At 72.9% G+C, this 16,449-nt stretch carries 14 protein-coding genes; 6 read left to right on the plus strand and 8 right to left on the minus strand.

Going from position 1 to position 16,449, the window contains the following annotated elements; translation table 11 throughout:
- Positions 1-83: 83 nt before the first annotated feature.
- On the plus strand, positions 84-2,267 hold the full coding sequence (katG, locus tag IE180_RS31190) for a catalase/peroxidase HPI (protein ID WP_190160311.1): 2,184 nt from the start codon (positions 84-86) through the stop codon (positions 2,265-2,267).
- A gap of 57 nt (positions 2,268-2,324) precedes the next feature.
- On the opposite strand, the gene IE180_RS31195 is transcribed toward katG, so the two are convergent.
- Both IE180_RS31195 and IE180_RS31200 read right to left on the minus strand, forming a co-directional pair.
- A complete protein-coding gene (locus IE180_RS31195; protein ID WP_190160312.1) occupies positions 2,325-3,122 on the minus strand; it encodes a hypothetical protein in 798 nt (265 codons plus the stop codon).
- Positions 3,123-3,137: 15 nt separating this feature from the next.
- Entirely contained in the window at positions 3,138-3,698 is a 561-nt protein-coding gene (locus IE180_RS31200) for a hypothetical protein (RefSeq protein WP_190160313.1), read from the minus strand.
- Between the two features lie 148 nt (positions 3,699-3,846).
- Here IE180_RS31200 and IE180_RS31205 point away from each other — a divergent pair, with 148 nt between their 5' ends.
- A complete protein-coding gene (locus IE180_RS31205; protein ID WP_190160314.1) occupies positions 3,847-4,677 on the plus strand; it encodes an SDR family NAD(P)-dependent oxidoreductase in 831 nt (276 codons plus the stop codon).
- Positions 4,678-4,699: 22 nt separating this feature from the next.
- Here the strand turns inward: IE180_RS31205 and IE180_RS31210 are convergent, their stop codons facing one another.
- The gene (locus tag IE180_RS31210; protein WP_190160315.1) at positions 4,700-6,505 is read right to left on the minus strand and encodes a glycoside hydrolase family 15 protein; all 1,806 of its coding nucleotides are present in this window, start codon (positions 6,503-6,505) and stop codon (positions 4,700-4,702) included.
- 171 nt (positions 6,506-6,676) lie between these two features.
- Here IE180_RS31210 and IE180_RS31215 point away from each other — a divergent pair, with 171 nt between their 5' ends.
- Both IE180_RS31215 and IE180_RS31220 read left to right on the plus strand, forming a co-directional pair.
- Complete coding sequence (locus IE180_RS31215; protein WP_190160316.1) at positions 6,677-7,372, plus strand: alpha/beta hydrolase; 696 nt, start codon at positions 6,677-6,679, stop codon at positions 7,370-7,372.
- A gap of 95 nt (positions 7,373-7,467) precedes the next feature.
- Positions 7,468-7,713: a hypothetical protein gene (locus IE180_RS31220; protein WP_190160317.1), complete on the plus strand. Its 246-nt coding sequence runs from the start codon at positions 7,468-7,470 to the stop codon at positions 7,711-7,713.
- A gap of 8 nt (positions 7,714-7,721) precedes the next feature.
- Here IE180_RS31220 and IE180_RS31225 read toward each other — a convergent pair whose 3' ends face one another.
- Entirely contained in the window at positions 7,722-8,222 is a 501-nt protein-coding gene (locus IE180_RS31225; RefSeq protein WP_190160318.1) for a DUF3291 domain-containing protein, read from the minus strand.
- Positions 8,223-8,254: 32 nt separating this feature from the next.
- Positions 8,255-8,926, minus strand: coding sequence for a helix-turn-helix transcriptional regulator (locus IE180_RS31230; protein WP_190160319.1), 672 nt, complete (start codon positions 8,924-8,926; stop codon positions 8,255-8,257).
- A gap of 312 nt (positions 8,927-9,238) precedes the next feature.
- Here IE180_RS31230 and IE180_RS31235 point away from each other — a divergent pair, with 312 nt between their 5' ends.
- Both IE180_RS31235 and IE180_RS31240 read left to right on the plus strand, forming a co-directional pair.
- A complete protein-coding gene (locus IE180_RS31235; RefSeq protein ID WP_229861080.1) occupies positions 9,239-10,624 on the plus strand; it encodes a GH1 family beta-glucosidase in 1,386 nt (461 codons plus the stop codon).
- A gap of 169 nt (positions 10,625-10,793) precedes the next feature.
- The gene (locus IE180_RS31240) at positions 10,794-12,242 is read left to right on the plus strand and encodes a purine-cytosine permease family protein (protein WP_190160320.1); all 1,449 of its coding nucleotides are present in this window, start codon (positions 10,794-10,796) and stop codon (positions 12,240-12,242) included.
- Between the two features lie 7 nt (positions 12,243-12,249).
- On the opposite strand, the gene IE180_RS31245 is transcribed toward IE180_RS31240, so the two are convergent.
- From IE180_RS31245 to IE180_RS31255, 3 genes are all read right to left on the minus strand, one after another.
- Positions 12,250-12,816 (minus strand): HutD/Ves family protein, encoded by a 567-nt coding sequence (locus IE180_RS31245; RefSeq protein ID WP_190160321.1) that lies wholly within the window; start codon positions 12,814-12,816, stop codon positions 12,250-12,252.
- 143 nt (positions 12,817-12,959) lie between these two features.
- Complete coding sequence (locus IE180_RS31250; protein ID WP_190160322.1) at positions 12,960-14,213, minus strand: acyltransferase family protein; 1,254 nt, start codon at positions 14,211-14,213, stop codon at positions 12,960-12,962.
- Positions 14,214-14,215: 2 nt separating this feature from the next.
- Positions 14,216-16,369 (minus strand): bifunctional polysaccharide deacetylase/glycosyltransferase family 2 protein, encoded by a 2,154-nt coding sequence (locus IE180_RS31255; protein WP_506005097.1) that lies wholly within the window; start codon positions 16,367-16,369, stop codon positions 14,216-14,218.
- Between the last annotated feature and the right edge of the window lie 80 nt (positions 16,370-16,449).

A 16,449-nucleotide genomic window follows, 5' to 3' on the forward strand; every position in this document is an offset into this window, starting at 1 on the left:
GCGTGTTATCACCCCTGCGCGGTCCGCCGTACGCGACCATGACGGACGCCGAAACCGTCACGATGAGCGGAAGAAGGACCCACGTGCCCGGCAGCGAGAGCGAGAACCCGGCGATCCCCTCGCCCACCCCCACCGAGACCCGGCCCAAGACCAACAGGGACTGGTGGCCGAACCAACTGGACCTGCAGGTACTCCACCAGCATTCGCCCCTCTCCGATCCGATGGACGCGGACTTCGACTACGCGAAGGAGTTCGCGGACCTCGACGTCGACGCGCTGAAGCGGGACGTCATCGCGCTGATGACGGACTCCCAGGACTGGTGGCCCGCCGACTACGGCCACTACGGGCCGCTCTTCATCCGGATGAGCTGGCACGCCGCGGGGACGTACCGCATCGCGGACGGCCGGGGCGGCGGCGGCCAGGGCGCCCAGCGTTTCGCCCCGCTCAACAGCTGGCCGGACAACGCGAGCCTCGACAAGGCGCGCCGGCTCCTCTGGCCGGTCAAGCAGAAGTACGGGCGGAAGATCTCCTGGGCCGACCTGCTGGTCTTCGCCGGCAACTGCGCCATGGAGTCCATGGGGTTCAGAACCTTCGGGTTCGGCTTCGGACGCCCGGACGTCTGGGAGCCCGAGGAGATCTTCTGGGGCCCCGAGGACACCTGGCTCGGGGACGAGCGCTACAGCGGCGACAGGGAGCTCACCGGCCCCTTCGGCGCCGTGCAGATGGGCCTGATCTACGTCAACCCGGAGGGCCCCAACGGCACCCCGGACCCGATCGCCGCCGCCAGGGACATCCGGGAGACGTTCGCGCGCATGGCGATGAACGACGAGGAGACCGCCGCGCTCATCATCGGCGGCCACACCTTCGGCAAGTGCCACGGCGCGGTCGACCCCCAGTACATCGGCCCGGAGCCCGAGGCCGCCCCCGTCGAGCAGCAGGCCCTCGGCTGGCGGAACTCGTACGGCACCGGCAAGGGTGCCGACGCGCTCACCAGCGGGCTCGAGGGCGCGTGGACGAACGAGCCGACGAAGTGGGACAACGGCTACCTGGAGAACCTGTTCCGGTACGAGTGGGAGCTGACCACGAGCCCCGCCGGCGCGCAGCAGTGGACTCCCAAGGACGCGTCGGCGAAGGACACCGTGCCCGACGCGCACGACCCGTCGAAGCGGCACGCCCCGATGATGCTCACGACGGACCTCGCGCTGCGGATGGACCCCGTCTACGCGCCGATCGCGAAGCGCTTCCACGAGAACCCCGACGAGCTCGCCGACGCGTTCGCCAAGGCCTGGTACAAGCTGCTGCACCGTGACATGGGGCCGCTCTCGCGCTACCTCGGCCCGTGGGTCCCCGAGCCGCAGCTCTGGCAGGACCCGGTCCCCGCGGTCGACCACCCGCTGGTCGGGGAGGCGGACGTCGCCGCCCTCAAGTCCAGGATCCTCGACTCCGGGCTCTCCGTCTCCCAGCTGGTGACCACCGCCTGGGCGTCGGCGGCGACCTTCCGCGGCACCGACAAGCGCGGCGGCGCCAACGGGGCGCGGATCCGGCTCGCGCCGCAGAAGGACTGGGAGGTCAACTCCGCGCCCGAGGTGGTCCGGACGATCGATGCGCTCGACGGGATCCGCCGGGACTTCGAGGGCGCGGGCGGGGCGAGGATCTCGCTCGCGGACCTCATCGTGCTCGGCGGCTGCGCGGCCGTGGAGCGGGCCGCGAAGGACGCCGGGTACGACCTCACCGTGCCGTTCGCGCCGGGCCGCACGGACGCCTCGCAGGAGCAGACCGACGTGGAGACGTTCGCGGTCCTCGAACCCCGGGCGGACGGCTTCCGCAACTACCTCCGGGCGGGAGAGAAGCTGTCGCCGGAGACCCTTCTGCTCGACCGCGCCAACCTGCTGACGCTGACCGCCCCCGAGATGACGGTGCTGGTCGGCGGCATGCGGGTGCTGGGCACCGGCTTCGGCCAGTCGCGGCACGGGGTCTTCACCGACCGGCCGGAGACGCTGACCAACGACTTCTTCGTCGGGCTCCTGGACATGGGCACGGAGTGGAAGGCCTCGACGACCGAGGAGAACGTCTTCGAGGGCCGCGACCGCGCCACGGGCGAGGTGCGGTGGACCGCCACCCCCGTCGACCTCGTCTTCGGTTCGCACTCCCAGCTGCGGGCCCTCTCCGAGGTGTACGCGTCGGCGGACGGGGGCGAGAAGTTCGCGCGCGACTTCGTGGCCGCGTGGGACAAGGTGATGAACCTGGACCGGTTCGACCTGCGCTGAGCGCGGCGCGCCCGGCCGGCCCACGGGCCGGCCGGGCCCTCCGGCCCTCGGTCCGCGTCAGGTGGTGAGGAGCCGGTTGAAGAACGAGCGGTACTGGCGCAGGGCGGTGCGCAGGTCCTCCGTGTCGACGTCCTCGCCTTCGCTCCACTGGCCTTCCAGGTCCTTCTTGCGGTCGGCGAAGGTGGCGGCGAGCCGCCGTATCACCTCGGTGACCAGCTCGTCGGCCTCGTGCACGGCCCCGCGGGGGTCGTCGACGAACCGGCCCTGTATCTCGCGCCAGCGCGTACGGAACACCTCGTCGGCCTCGGCATCGAGGAGGCGCGGCAGCTGATCGCCTGCGCCGGACTCCGCACCGACGCCGGACCCCGTGCCGGAGCCGGAACCCACGTCCGCACCGGACCTCACGTCGGTGCCGGACCCCATGCCGGTGTCGGACCTCACCTCCGTACCGGACCCCATGCCGGAGCCGGACCTCACCTCCGTACCGGACCCCGTGCCGGTGCCGGACCTCACCTCCGTACCGGACCCCGTGCCGGTGCCGGAACCCACGTCCGCACCGGACCTCACGTCGGTGCCGGACCCCATGCCGGTGTCGGACCTCACGTCCGTACCGCCCCCCACCTCGCCGCCGGACCCCGCCTCGCGCAGTTCGGCTCCGCGCCGCTCGGCCTCGCGCGGCTCCGTGCCACGCGTGTCCTCGTCGGCACGTACGTCCTCGTCCGCGCGTACGTCCTCATCCGCGCGTACGTCCTCGTCGGCACGTACGTCGGCCGGGACGTCCGTGCTCTCTCCGGGGTACATGGGCGGTGCCTCGGCGTCGCCGGCCCGTGCCGGTGTGTCGTGCTCGCGTCGCATAACGCGTCCTCCTGCTCAGCTCCGGCCCTGTCCGGGCGCGTCGCCGTTCGAGAGAAGTTCGTCGAACAGCGCCCGGTAGTGGACCATCGCGCCCCTCAACTGCTCGGTCGTGGCCTGCCGCGAGGAGCTCAGGTCGTTGATCTCGTGCGCCGCCTGATAGTGCTCCAGGGTGCGGCCGTGCTCCACGGAGAGGTCCCTCATCTGCTGCTCGAAGCCCTCCGTGGGATAGCCCCGCTCACGCATGAGCGAGGTCACCAGCGTGTCCGCGTCGTGCACCGCGCCGTCGGGGCGGTCCACGAACTGCTCCTGCACGCTGCTCCACTGCTCGGCGTAGCGCTCCCGCGCCCCGCTCGGCAGCGGCTTGATGTCCAGGTCCTGATGGCGCTTCTCCCGCTCCTCGAGGTCGTGCTCGGCGGCCCTCCGGCTTCCGGCGTCCTCGACGGCGCGGTCGTACTCGGGCCCGAAGCGTTCGCGCAGCCGACGGCGCCGCCGCCGGTCCAGGGCGACGGCCAGCACGATCAGCGCGATCACCACCACGACGGGTATGACGATGGCCAGAATCGTTCCTGTCGACATCGGCCTCGCTCCCTCGGCTCTCATCGATGTCCCCGGCGGCTGCCCAGGCGCGCCGGGCTGAAACGGCCGCCGGGGTCCCGGCTGGTGGTGTGGACACCAGGTGCGGCACGCACTCCCTCGGGGCGCCGGGCACTGCCACCGTCGTCCCATGACCCAGCACACCACTCTGATCACCGGCGCCACCACGGGGATGGGGCGCGCTCTCGCGCTCGATCTGGCGCCCCGCGGCGGCACCCTCCTCCTGCACGGCCGGAACGCCGAGCGGCTCGGTGCCGTGGCCGCCGAGGCCCGGGCCGCGGGGCCCGGCACCACGGTCCGCACCCATCTCGCCGACCTCTCCGACCTGGACCAGGTGCGGGCGATGGCCGCCCGGATCCGGGCGGCGGAGCCGCACCTCGACGGGCTGATCCACAACGCGGTGGCGGGCGGCGGCTCGCGGCCGCTCGTCCGGGAGCTGAGCGGTCAGGGTCACGAACTCCGCTTCGCGGTGAACCACTTGGCGCCGTACGCGCTCACCCGCGCCCTGCTGCCCCTGCTCACCGCCTCGGCTCCGGCGCGGGTCGTCAACGTGGCCTCCATGGGCCAGGAGGCCGTCGATCTCGACGACGTGATGCTGGAGCGGGGCTACGAGGGCCTGCGGGCCTACTGCCGGAGCAAGCTGGCCATGATCATGGCGACCTTCGAGCTGGCGGCCGAGCTGGAGGGCACCGGCGTCACGGTGAACGCCCTCCACCCCGCCCACCTGATGGACACGCCCGGCCTCCGCGCCTACGGCTTCGCGCCCGCGACCACCACGGAGGAGGGCGTCCGCCCCACCGTACGGCTGCTCCTGGACCCGGACCTGGCCACGGTCACCGGCCGTTACTTCGACCGGTTCACCGATGCCCGGGCCCACGAGCAGGCGTACGACGCCGAGGCGCGCGAGCGGCTGACGAAGCTGACGCACGAGCTGACGGAGGGGGTCTGGCGGGACGCGTGACGGGCCCGGCGGGGCGTGAGCCCTATCCCTGTCCCTGTCCCTGTCCCTGTCCCTCTCCGTCGCCGTCGGCCTCCGTCGCCCACCGGGCCGCGTTCTCCAGGAGGAGGGCGTGGACGAAGGCCTGGGGGAGGTTGCCGCGGAGACGGCGGCGCCGGACGTCGTACTCCTCGGAGAACAGGCCCGGCGGGCCGACGGCGCTGCGGGTGCGCTCGAACCACCGCGCCGCGGCGACCGGTCGGCCCTCCGCGCGGCAGGCGGCCGTCATGAGGAAGCCGCAGAGGAGGAAGGCGCCCTCCGAGCCTCCGAGCCGGGTGGTGTCGTCGTCGTGGAAGCGGTAGACGAAGCCGTCCTCGGTGAGTTCCCGCTCCACGGCCCGGCGGGTGGCGGTGAGCGTCGGGTCGCCGGGCGGCCAGGCCGAGGAGACCAGTGGCCGCAGCAGGGCGGCGTCGGGGCGCGGGTCGCCGGCGGCGCGCTGCCAGCGCCCCGAGGGGTGGAGGCAGCGGCGGCGGGTCTCGGCGAGGATCCGGTCCGCGAGGTCCCGCCAGCGGTCCGCGTCGGGCGGGCGGATGTCCCTGGCGGCGGCCCGCAGCCCGCACACGGCGGCGAGCCGCGAGTGCGTCCACCACGCCGGCGGCAGTTCCCACAGGCCCGCCTCCGGGCGCGTCCAGTTCTCCTCCAGGGCCGAGACGGCGGTGTACGCGGCCTTGACTCCGTCCGTGTCGAGCCGGTCCTGACGGCCCGCGGCGGCGAACAGTTCGAGGATCTCGCCGAAGGTGTCGAGCTGGAACTGGTGCCCCGCCCGGTTGCCGACGCGGTCGGCCGCGCCGGGGTAGCCGCTGAGCGGCAGGGTCCGTTCGTCGGGCACGGGCCGTCCGTCGACGCGGTACGCGGGTCGCAGCCGGTCGCCGTCGGCGAGCACGCGCGCGGTGGCGACGGCCACGGCGGCGTCGGTGAGCGGGTGGGGGCCGTGGGCGGCGACGGCGAGGCCCGCGTAGCACTGGTCGCGCAGCCAGGCGTACCGGTAGTCGTAGTCGCGCTCGGAGCCGGTGTGCTCGGGGAGCGAGGTGGTGGCGGCGGCCACCATCGCCCCGGTGCGCGGGTGGGTGAGGCCGGTGAGGACGGCGTACGCCTGGCGGACGTCGCGGGCCGCGGGCAGTGCCGTGCAGTCGGGGACCGCCGCGGTCCAGTGCCGTTCGGTGTCGCGCCAGGCCCGTTCGGGGGGCACGGGGGTGCCGAGGGGGCGGTCGGAGAGTTCCAGGACCAGGTCGTGCCGCTCGCCCTCGGGCAGGGTCAGCCGGGCGGTGAGCTCGCCGCCGGGGCCGACGCGGGCGTCCGCGAGGCCGCGCAGCCGTGTCCGCAGCCCGCCGCGGGCGGCCTCCCAGGTGTCGGGGCCGGTGCGGTGCGGCAGCAGGGGCGGGTCCGCGCCGTAGCCGCCGCGCACGGCGAGCCGTACGGTGACGGCCGCCGTGCCCTTCACGGCGTGGAGGCGGCGCAGCACCGTCGCGCGGTGGGGGTCGGCCGGTGCGGCGAGGGCGTCGCGGCATTCGACGACGCCGTCCCCGAGGGTCCAGTGGCCGGTCCACACGAGGGAGCCGTCGTGGTACGCGCCCTCGGCCACGCGCCACGGTTCCTCCGGACGCACCTGGAAGGCGCCCGCGCCGCCGATGAGTTCGGAGAAGACCGCGGGGTCGTCCCAGCCGGGGACGCACAGCCACACGAGGTCCCCGTCGGGCCCCAGGAGCGCGGCGCGCTCGCCGTCGGCGAGCAGCGCGTAGTCGCCGAGCGGCCGGGGCCGGTGCGTGGGGCTCCGCGGAGTCGTGGCGGGCATGGGGTCGTCACCTCCCGGACATGCCGGGCGGCTACCCCGCGGGCCCTGCGCCCACTCCCCCGCGGGGCGGCCGGAGCGGGGTCGTCACTCCCCTGGACGGCGCACCGCGCCGTGTCGGTCACCGTCCGTGAGACTCGCCTGGAGCGACCCCCCGTACGAAGGAGGAGAAGCATGGCCGACAAGCCCACCATCGTCCTGGTCCACGGTTTCTGGGGCGGCGCCGCCCATTGGGCGAACGTCATCGTCGAGCTGAACAAGCGCGGCCACGACAGGATCCGCGCCGTCGAGAACCCGCTCACCTCCCTCGCCGACGACGCCGAACGCACCCGGAAGATGATCCAGCAGGTGGACGGTCCGGTGGTCCTCGTCGGCCACTCCTACGGCGGCGCGGTCATCACCGAGGCGGGTGACCTGCCGAACGTCGTCGCGCTCGTCTACGTCGCCGCCTTCGCCCCGGACGCCGGCGAGAGCCCGGGCGGCATCAGCCAGGAGCTGCCGCCCGCCGCCATCGAGAACCTCGCTCCCGACTCCGACGGCTACCTCTGGCTCAGGCAGGACAAGTTCCACGAGAGCTTCGCCCAGGACCTCGCGCCCGACGAGGCGCTCGTCATGGCCGTCACCCAGAAGGCGCCGCTCGCCTCCGCCTTCGGCGACAACGTCACCGCGCCGGCCTGGCGCAACAAGCCCGTCTGGTACCAGGTGTCCACCGAGGACCGCATGATCCACCCCGACAACGAGCGCCGCATGGCCCGGCGCATGAACCCGCGCAGGACCGTCGAACTCGACGCGAGCCACGCCTCCCTGGCCTCGCGGGCGGAGGAGGTCGTCGACCTGATCGAGGAGGCGGTCCGCGAGACCGCCGGCTGACCCGGTCCCGTACCGGCACCGCCGCCGCGCTGCCCGTACGGCGGACGCGGCGGCGACGGCACGCCCCCGGCGGCGGTGCGCGGGCCCGACGGGTGATGTTCGCGCGGACGGAGGCGACCCGCTACGGCCCGGGGCTGCTCGTGCTCGGCGACCGGGTGTCCCCGCGCCCGTTGTTCTTCGGGCACTCGGCGTCCCGGGCGCATCTGCCGTCCCGGCGGCCGGCCATCGCGGTCGCGACCACGAACGGCCCGGCCGCCCCGGGCGGCCACTCGGCGCACACGATCGTCCAGCGCGTCGCGGCCGCCCCGGCCCCGGCCCACTCCGTCCCCGAATTCGGCTGACGGCCGTCTCAGACCGCCGCCGGGTCCTCGTCCGGCGTGTGCGCGGCGGCTTCGGCGGCGGTGTAGGAGGAGGCGAAGGTGAAGGCGCGCGGGGACGGGCCGTGCGCCCGCAGGTCCGCCAGCCGTCCGACGGCCTCGTCGACGGTCGGGACGTGCCCGGCGGGGATCCACCAGAGCACCAGGTGCGCCTCGACGTGCCGGTGGAACCAGTCACGGCGCTTCCGCACGACCTCCAGGTGCCCGCTGCGGTAGGCGAAGTCCCACAGGGCCTCCCGGGTCTCCCAGACCGACAGGTTGACGATGACGTCGTCGCCCAGCGGGCGCAGGCCGGTGGCGTCGGCCTCCCCCTCGCCGACGAGCCGCCACACGAAGCCGGGCGCCGCGTCGGCGGCGGCGTTGACCGGGTCGAGCATCTCGACGAACGGCGCCGTGCGCGGGTCGTCGAGGGGGTGGAGGAGCTTGGAGACGTTGAGCTGGGCGAGGTGGGCGGAGTGCCGGGCCGTGGTCATGGCCTCATCCCAGCACGCACCGCTTTTCTATGTCAATCGATATTGTTTTTAGAAGCTTCGACCACCACGCAGCACTCCCCCGGCCGGGCGTCCATGCGGGCGCGCACGGGCCCCTCCGTACCGAACAGCCCTTCGAGGAGTGCGAGGTTCATGCCGCAGACGAGGGGCGGAAAGCTCTCGGCGACGGCGTGGAAGGGACAGTTGCGCATCCGGACGACCCCCGCGGCCTCCCCCTCGACCTCCTCCCGGTACGGCTCGTAGCCGCGTGCCGCCAGCGTCTCCAGCGCCTCTTCGAGGCCTCCGCAGGGTCCCGCCGGACCGCGCAGGGCCTCACCCCGGCGACGCGCCGCCGCGCAGAGACCGGCGTCGAGCCCGGCCCGCTCGGCGGCCTCGGCGAGCAGTTCGGCGGCGGTGCGGTAGTCACGGGCGGGCAGCGACACCGACCGTTCGCCCCGCGCCCGCGTGTACACCTTGGCCGGACGGCCGGCCCCCGGTCCCGACCGCCCCGACAGGCGGCGGCTGCCGCTCTCCAGCAGCCCGGCCCCGGCCAGCTTGTCCAGATGGTGCGCGGCGAGCGTCCGCGCCACCCCGGTCGCCTCGGCGGCCTCGTTGCGGCCGACCTCGCGGCCCTGCGCCACCACGTACTCGTACAGGCGGCGCCGCACAGGATCCTGCAGCACCGCGATCGCGTCGATGTCCTCCATCGGACCATTCTAGGAACAACGCGGATTGGCGATAGAGAATACGCCTCCCGGCGCCGGGAGGGCGGGGAGCGCGGGGTGGCGGGGAGCGCGGGGTGGCGGGGAGCCGTGGGGTGGCGGGGAGCCGTGGGGCGACGGGAGCGACGGAGCGGGAGGCACGGGCGCGCGGGCTCGGACAGCCCCAGCGGGCGCGCAGCCGGGCCGGGGTCGAGGCCGTCCCGAGCGCGGCCGCGCCGACACATAGAACATGAACAAGTGTTCATGTTACGGTGCGGCCCACCTCGGACGGCAAGCCGGCAGCGAAGGCAGGTTCCCGTGACGACCAGCCCCACCGACCCCACCCGACTCCCCCGGCTCCCGGCCGGCTTCGTCTGGGGGGCCTCCACCGCCGCGTACCAGATCGAGGGCGCGGCCGACGAGGACGGCAAGGGGCCGTCGGTCTGGGACGCCTTCGTGCGACGCCCCGGGGCCGTCCGCGACGGCCACACCGGCGACGTCGCCTGCGACCACTACCACCGGTTCGACGAGGACGTGGCGCTGATGCGCCGCCTCGGGCTCGACGCGTACCGCTTCTCCGTCTCCTGGCCGCGCGTCCTGCCGTCCGGCGCGGGCGGGGTGGAGCCGCGCGGGCTCGACTTCTACGACCGGCTGGTCGACGCGCTGCTCGCCGCCGGGATCGAACCGACCCCCACCCTCTTCCACTGGGACCTGCCGCAGGCCCTGGAGGACGAGGGCGGGTGGCTGAACCGGGAGACCGCGCACCGGTTCGCCGAGTACGCGGCGGTGACGGCGGACCGGCTCGGCGACCGGGTGAAGCGGTGGATCACCCTGAACGAGCCCTTCGTGCACATGTCCTACGGCTACGGCTTCGGCGTCCACGCCCCGGGCCGCGCCCTGCTCCTCGGCGCCCTGCCCGTCGCGCACCACCAGTTGCTCGGCCACGGCCTCGCGACCGCGGCGCTGCGGGCCGCCGTCCCGGACGGCCAGGTGCTGATCGCCAACAACTGCACGCCCGTACGGCTGCGCGCGGACGCCCGGTCGGACGCGGACGCGGCGGCGGCGGCGGCCTCGGCGTACGACGTCCTGCACAACCGCCTCTTCAACGACCCGGTCCTGCTCGGGACCTACCCCGACCTCTCGGCCTACGGCATGACCGACCCGGGCTGGGGAGGAGTGGTGCGCGACGGCGACCTCGCCACCATCGCCGCGCCGCTCGACGGACTGGGCGTCAACTACTACAACCCGACCTGGGTGACCGCCCCGGCCGATCCGGCGGCGCGGCTCCCCTTCGACCTGGCCGAGCCCCAGGAGCCGTACCGGCGGACCGCGTTCGGCTGGCCGGTCGTCCCCGACGGGCTCACGGAGCTGCTCACCGGCCTCGGAGACCGCTACGGCGACGCCCTTCCTCCGGTGTGGATCACCGAGAACGGCTGCTCGCAGCCGGCCGGGACGGACGACCGGGAGCGGGTCGACTACCTCGCCGGGCACCTCACCGCCGTCGCGGACGCCGTGGCCCGGGGAGTGGACGTGCGCGGTTACTTCACCTGGTCGCTGCTCGACAACTTCGAGTGGGCCGAGGGCTACCACCAGCGCTTCGGGCTGGTCGAGGTCGACTTCGCCACCGGACGCCGCACGCCCCGGGCGAGCTTCGCGTGGTACCGCGACCTGATCGCCTCCCAGCGGGGCCGAACGCCCTCGTGACCCGGGCCCGCACGGCGGACGGGGCCGGACCGTGTCCAGCTGCTGAAATTGTTCATTCAGAGTATTGATCCTTGTTGGCCTCTATGCGAGATTCGGCGCACCGCGGTGCCGGTCGACGGCCGCGGTCCGTCCTGATCCACAGGAATCGCCGCCGGGAGAGGTCTTCGACATGCCGGTCCAACACGCCCCCGGGGAACGACTCTCGATGGAGAGGCGCACCATCGAGGTCATTCCCGACGCCGAGCGGCACGGCACGCCGCGCAGCCAGTTCACGCTGTGGTTCGGCGCCAACATGCAGATCACCGCGATCGTCGACGGCGCCCTGTCCGTCGTCTTCGGCGCCGACGCCCTCTGGGCGATACCGGCGCTGCTGATCGGCAACGTGCTCGGCGGCATCGTCATGGCGCTGCACTCCGCGCAGGGCCCGCGCCTCGGCGTGCCGCAGATGATCTCCAGCCGTGCGCAGTTCGGCGTCCGCGGCGCGGTCCTGCCGCTGCTCCTCGTCATCCTCATGTACCTCGGCTTCGCCGCGACCGGCAGCGTCCTGGCCGGCCAGGCCCTGTCCGAGCTGCTGCACATCGACGACACACGGGTCGGCATCCTCGTCTTCGGCGTGCTGACCGCCGTGGTCGCCGTCACCGGATACCGGCTCATCCACGCCGCCGGCCGGGTCGCCACCGTCGCCGGGGTGCTCGGCCTCGGTTATCTGCTCGTGCGGTTGTTCACCCGGTACGACGTCGGCGCGCACGTCGGGAACAAGGGCTTCGAGGCCGCGACCTTCCTGCTCGCCGTCGGGCTCGGCGCCGGCTGGCAGCTGACCTTCGGCCCGTACGTCGCCGACTACTCGCGCTACCTGCCGCGCGACACCGGCACGCGCGCGACGTTCTGGTCCACGTTCGCCGGTTCCGTGATCGGCTCCCAGTGGGCCATGACCCTCGGGGCGCTCACCGCGGCCGTCGCGGGCGAGGCCTTCCTCCCCGACCAGGTGGGCTTCCTCGGCGACCTGGCCGGACCCGCGGCCCTCGCCTTCCTCGTCTACCTGGTGATCGTGGTCGGCAAGCTGACCGTCAACTGCCTCAACGCGTACGGCGGCTTCATGTCGATCCTGACGACCGTCACCGCCTTCGACGGCCGCTCACGGATCTCGGCCGCCGCCCGCGCCGCCTACATCGTCGGCTTCACCGCCGTGTCGGTCGGCATCGCCCTGGCCGCCAGCGCCGACTTCCTGAACAACTTCAAGAACTTCGTGCTGCTGATCCTGATGGTGTTCACCCCGTGGAGCGCGATCAACCTGGTCGACTACTACCTGGTGTCCCGCGAGCGCGTCGACATCCCCGCCCTGTACGACCCGGACGGCCGCTACGGACGCTGGAACGTCACCGCGCTGACCTGCTACGTCGTGGGCGTCGCCGTGCAGGTCCCGTTCCTGGCCACGAAGCTGTACACCGGCGCGATCACCAAGAGGCTCGGCGGCGCCGACATCTCGTGGATCGTCGGCCTGACCGTCACCGCGGCCCTGTACTGGCTGTGGGTGCGGCGCACCGCCGACCCGCCCGCCGAGACCGTGCACCCGGCCGCCCTCGACGGCGGCGACCGGTCGACGGCGCCCGTCGGCTGACCCGTACTCATCCCACCGGCACGACGTCCGCCCACAGGGCGGCGGCGTCGGGCGAGAGCGGCGTGACCGCTCGGCCCGGCGCCTCGTCGTCCCCGCCCCACCACACGCCCTGCCCCGCGGCCAGCGGGCCCTCCCCCGGGCCCGTGCTCCACCGGCCGCGCAGCACGTGGAAGACCCCGGCACTCCCGCCGGCCCGCACGACGGGCCCGGTGACCCGCTCCACCCGGGCCACCGCACGGCCCCGCCGCACCATGATGTTGAGGACCCGGCACGCGCCGCCCAGCAGCTCGGCGGTCAGCTCCAGGTCGCCGGGGAACGGCAGGGGCTCCTCCGCGCGCGCCGTCCGGTCGAACGTCCCGGGGGCCGTCAGGCGCACGCCCTCGCCCGTCAGCAGGGTGAGCGTCCGGTCGACCCCGGGAAACGCCGAGAACGGACCGTCCCGGTCGATGTCGGCGACGCTCGCGCGCCACCGGAACTCCTCTGCGCCCACCGGCCACGAGACGATCTCCCGGGTGGCGCCCCCGCCGTTGCGCCACCGGCCCGCCGTCAGCGTCTCGACGTCGAAGCGGTGCATGGGGGCTCCCGGGCTGCGTGCGGTACGGACGGTACGGGCGCGGACCACCCGGCGGGGCAACGATAGGGGGCCGTCCCGGACGTCTGCCGGAACGGCCCCCTGTCTGCGGCTTCGAAAGGCCGGTTACGACTGCCGCGGCCGTGTCAGAACCCGGCCCGGCGCCTGCCGCGGATGCGGCGCGGGTACGGGAAGAGGCGCGGGGAGCGCTTGGCGGCCACGTCCTCGATCCAGCCGAAGGTCAGCACCAGCAGTCCGATCAGGGGGATCGCCACCAGCAGCGGGAACCACTGGCTGGTCAGCAGCCACTGGCCGTGCTCGTAGAAGAAGTCGACGGACCAGAGGGGGTCGATCAGGGGGATGGCGGCCACCAACGCGGTCTCGTGCCAGAGGTAGACGCTGACGGCGCGTGCGTTGAGCAGGCTGACCAGGCCGTTCCAGCGTTCCAGCGGTTTGGGCCACTGTTCCCAGGAGGGACTGACGTGGAGCAGGATGGCGACGAAGCCGAGGGACCACAGGGCCTGGGCTATCGGCCAGCTCTCGATGTCGGTGGGCACGGTCGGGTCGACCGGCCGGGTCTGCAGGTACCACCAGCCGGCCACCATGACCAGCGGCGCGACAGACGGCACGACGTACTGCGGGATCTTCTTGAGCAGGCCCTCCTGGTGAGCCATGCCGAGGATCCAGCAGGAGCCGAAGGTGGCGAAGTCGCTGACGGTCTCCCAGACCCGGCTGTAGATGAACTCCTGGTCGATGAAGAACGTGTTCATGACGATCGCCAGCGCGAGCGGCACGAACAGCGTCACCACCGGCATCCGCCGCAGCGCCCACAGCATCAACGGTGAGAGCAGGACGTACCAGAGGTACGCGCGGAGGTACCAGAGCGGGACGATGACCTGCACCGCCCAGCCCTGCCCCACGAGGTGGTCGAAGCCGTTCAGCGATTCGGCGTACGGCGGAGTGCTCAGCGGCACGAGCCAGAACAGCAGCTTGCCCCACCACCAGTCGGGATGCCCCTCGGCGTCGGGCCCCCAGCCGTCGGCGATCTCCAGGGCGAGCATGACCGCGCCGAACAGCCACATCGGCGGCAGCAGTCGGCGCAGACGGCCCCGGATGACGCCCAGGGCGGGACGGCTGAGCGAGCGCGCCATCAGCGACCCGGCCAGCGCGAACATCACGCCCATCGACGGGAAGACGATGGGCAGCCAGAACCAGCCGAAGTTGTGGTAGAGCACCACGCGCACCAGCGCCAGCGCGCGCAGCAGGTCGAGATAGCGGTCCCGGCCGCCCTTGCGCGGGGACGGTGCCGGCGGCTCCGGTTCCGGCTCCTGTCGCAGAACGGCGGGGACGCGCAGCTGGACGGTGTCCTGGGTGCCCCCGAACCCGAAGGATGTGGTCATGGTCAGGCCTCCACGGGTGCGGCGGCGACCTCGCCGGTGCGCCGGAGCTTCTGCCAGCGCAGTCGGCCACCGGTCAGCGCCGTGATCGCGGACTGCAACAGGACGATGTACATCAGCTGCCGATAGACCACCTGCTGGATCGGCAGGCTGATCAGGTGCAGGGGCTTCTCGCCGTCGAGCCGGAAGGCGTACCAGGACAGCGCGGCCTGGAGCAGGATGAAGCCGCCCCAGCTGGCGAGGGTGATCGGGGCGTCCGCGAACAGCACGCCGTACAGCAGGAACATGTCGACCAGCGGCGCGAGCAGCGGGGCGACCACGCCGAACAGCACGACGAGCGGCAGTCCGATCCGGCCGAAGCGCCCGGCCGGTCCGCGGGAGATCACGGCACGCCGGTGCTTCCACATCGCCTGCATGCTGCCGTAGCTCCAGCGGTACCGCTGGGACCAGAGCTGCTGGATGCTGGCGGGGGCCTCGGTCCAGGCGCGGGCGCGCTCGGCGTAGACGATCCGCCAGCCGTCGCAGAGGACCGCCATGGTGATGTCGGTGTCCTCGGCGAGGGTGTCGTCGCTCATCCCGCCGACCCGCTGCAGGGCCTCCTTGCGGAAGGCGCCGACCGCGCCGGGGATGGTCGGGATGACGTTGAGCATGTCGTACATCCGGCGATCCAGGTTGTGGCCGAGGACGTACTCGATGTGCTGCCAGGCGCCGATCAGGCTCTCGCGGTTGCCGACCTTGGCGTTGCCCGCGACCGCGCCGATCCCCGGGTCGCCGAACGGCTGGACCAGCTCGCGCACCGTGGACGGCTCGAAGACGGTGTCGCCGTCCATCATCACGATGATGTCGTGCGACGCGGCCGCGATGCCGGTGTTGAGCGCGCTGGACTTTCCGCCGTTGACCTTGCGGATCAGCCGGACGAACGGCAGGTTCATCTCCTCGACGATGTCCGCGGTGCCGTCCGTGGAACCGTCGTCGATGACGATCACTTCGATCGGATGGTCACTGGCGATCAGGGAGTTGAGGGTGTTCGCGATGCACTCGCGCTCGTTGTACGCCGGCACGAGCACGGTGACCGGTTCGGTGACGGGCGGTCCCCACGCGTTCCGCCGCCGGGAGCGCCGGGCGTGGAGCGGCGCGAGGACGAGCATCAGCGCGAACCGGCCGAAGTTGAGGAAGCCGACGACGGCGAGGAGGGCGACCAGCACCGGCAGGGTGAGCACGGCGGCCTGGCTGGCCCAGATGAACCCCTTGCCCGCCCACAGCTGGTAGCCGTGCACCGGCACGGTGGCGTCGGTGGCGCCGAGCGCCTCGGAGATGGTGGCGAAGCGGTACCCCTGGGCCTGCAGCTTCTCGATGATCTGCTCGAGCGCGGCGATGGTCTCGGTACGGTCGCCGCCCGCGTCGTGCAGCAGGATCAGCTCGCCCGCGCCGGGCTTGCGCGGCATCGCCGCCTTGACGATCTCGTCGACGCCGGGGCGCTTCCAGTCGTCGGTGTCGCGGTCGATGAACGCGGTGAGGTAGCCGTGGGAGCCCACGTACTTGATCACCGGGTAGTTCCAGTCGTCGAGCGCCGAGGCGTCGGAGGAGTACGGCGGGCGGAACAGCGCGCTGTGGACGCCCGCGACGCCGGCCAGCGCCAGCTGCGTCTGCGCCAGTTCCCAGCTGATCCGGGTGTGGGACTGGTAGGCCAGGTCGGGGTGGGTGTAGGTGTGCACGCCGATCTCGTGGCCGCCCGCGACGATCTGCCGGATCAGCTCCGGGTTGCGCGTGGTCATCGCACCGGTCACGAAGAAGTCCGCGCGGATGTCGTGGTCCGCGAGCAGCTTCAGGATCTTCGGGGTCCACTCCGGCGAGGGGCCGTCGTCGAAGCTGAGGACCACGGTGTGGTTGGGGATCCGGTAACTCACCGGGCGCTCGTTCTTGTCGCCGCGCGCGTCGATGACCGGGCCGCCCTTGAGGAGGTTCTCCGGCACGGTCGTCTTGTCGACCGAGGTCGCGATCCGGGTGTCGTGGAACGCCTCGTTGGTGGCGAGGCCCCGCAGGACGAGGAGCCCGAGCAGGCAGGCCAGCAGGGACAGCGGCATGAAGAAGCGCAGCGGCGGCGCAGCCAGTCGGCGCGGCCTCAGCAGGGACTGCCGACGACGCTGGTGGCGGGACAAGGGCGCTCCTGGAGATGGGTGGTGCGGACGATCAGGCACGCTCGGCAGGCCCGCGGGCGTTGCTCCGGGCGGCACGACGG

It is taken from the genome of Streptomyces litmocidini (assembly GCF_014649755.1).
GTDB lineage: Bacteria > Actinomycetota > Actinomycetes > Streptomycetales > Streptomycetaceae > Streptomyces > Streptomyces litmocidini.

Coding starts and splice junctions, on each gene's coding strand:
- IE180_RS31195 (WP_190160312.1), bottom strand. CDS start 3,122: ATGCGACGCGAGCACGACACACCGGCACGGGCCGGCGACGCCGAGGCA.
- IE180_RS31200 (WP_190160313.1), bottom strand. CDS start 3,698: ATGTCGACAGGAACGATTCTGGCCATCGTCATACCCGTCGTGGTGGTG.
- IE180_RS31205 (WP_190160314.1), top strand. CDS start 3,847: ATGACCCAGCACACCACTCTGATCACCGGCGCCACCACGGGGATGGGG.
- IE180_RS31210 (WP_190160315.1), bottom strand. CDS start 6,505: ATGCCCGCCACGACTCCGCGGAGCCCCACGCACCGGCCCCGGCCGCTC.
- IE180_RS31215 (WP_190160316.1), top strand. CDS start 6,677: ATGGCCGACAAGCCCACCATCGTCCTGGTCCACGGTTTCTGGGGCGGC.
- IE180_RS31220 (WP_190160317.1), top strand. CDS start 7,468: ATGTTCGCGCGGACGGAGGCGACCCGCTACGGCCCGGGGCTGCTCGTG.
- IE180_RS31225 (WP_190160318.1), bottom strand. CDS start 8,222: ATGACCACGGCCCGGCACTCCGCCCACCTCGCCCAGCTCAACGTCTCC.
- IE180_RS31230 (WP_190160319.1), bottom strand. CDS start 8,926: ATGGAGGACATCGACGCGATCGCGGTGCTGCAGGATCCTGTGCGGCGC.
- IE180_RS31240 (WP_190160320.1), top strand. CDS start 10,794: ATGCCGGTCCAACACGCCCCCGGGGAACGACTCTCGATGGAGAGGCGC.
- IE180_RS31245 (WP_190160321.1), bottom strand. CDS start 12,816: ATGCACCGCTTCGACGTCGAGACGCTGACGGCGGGCCGGTGGCGCAAC.
- IE180_RS31250 (WP_190160322.1), bottom strand. CDS start 14,213: ATGACCACATCCTTCGGGTTCGGGGGCACCCAGGACACCGTCCAGCTG.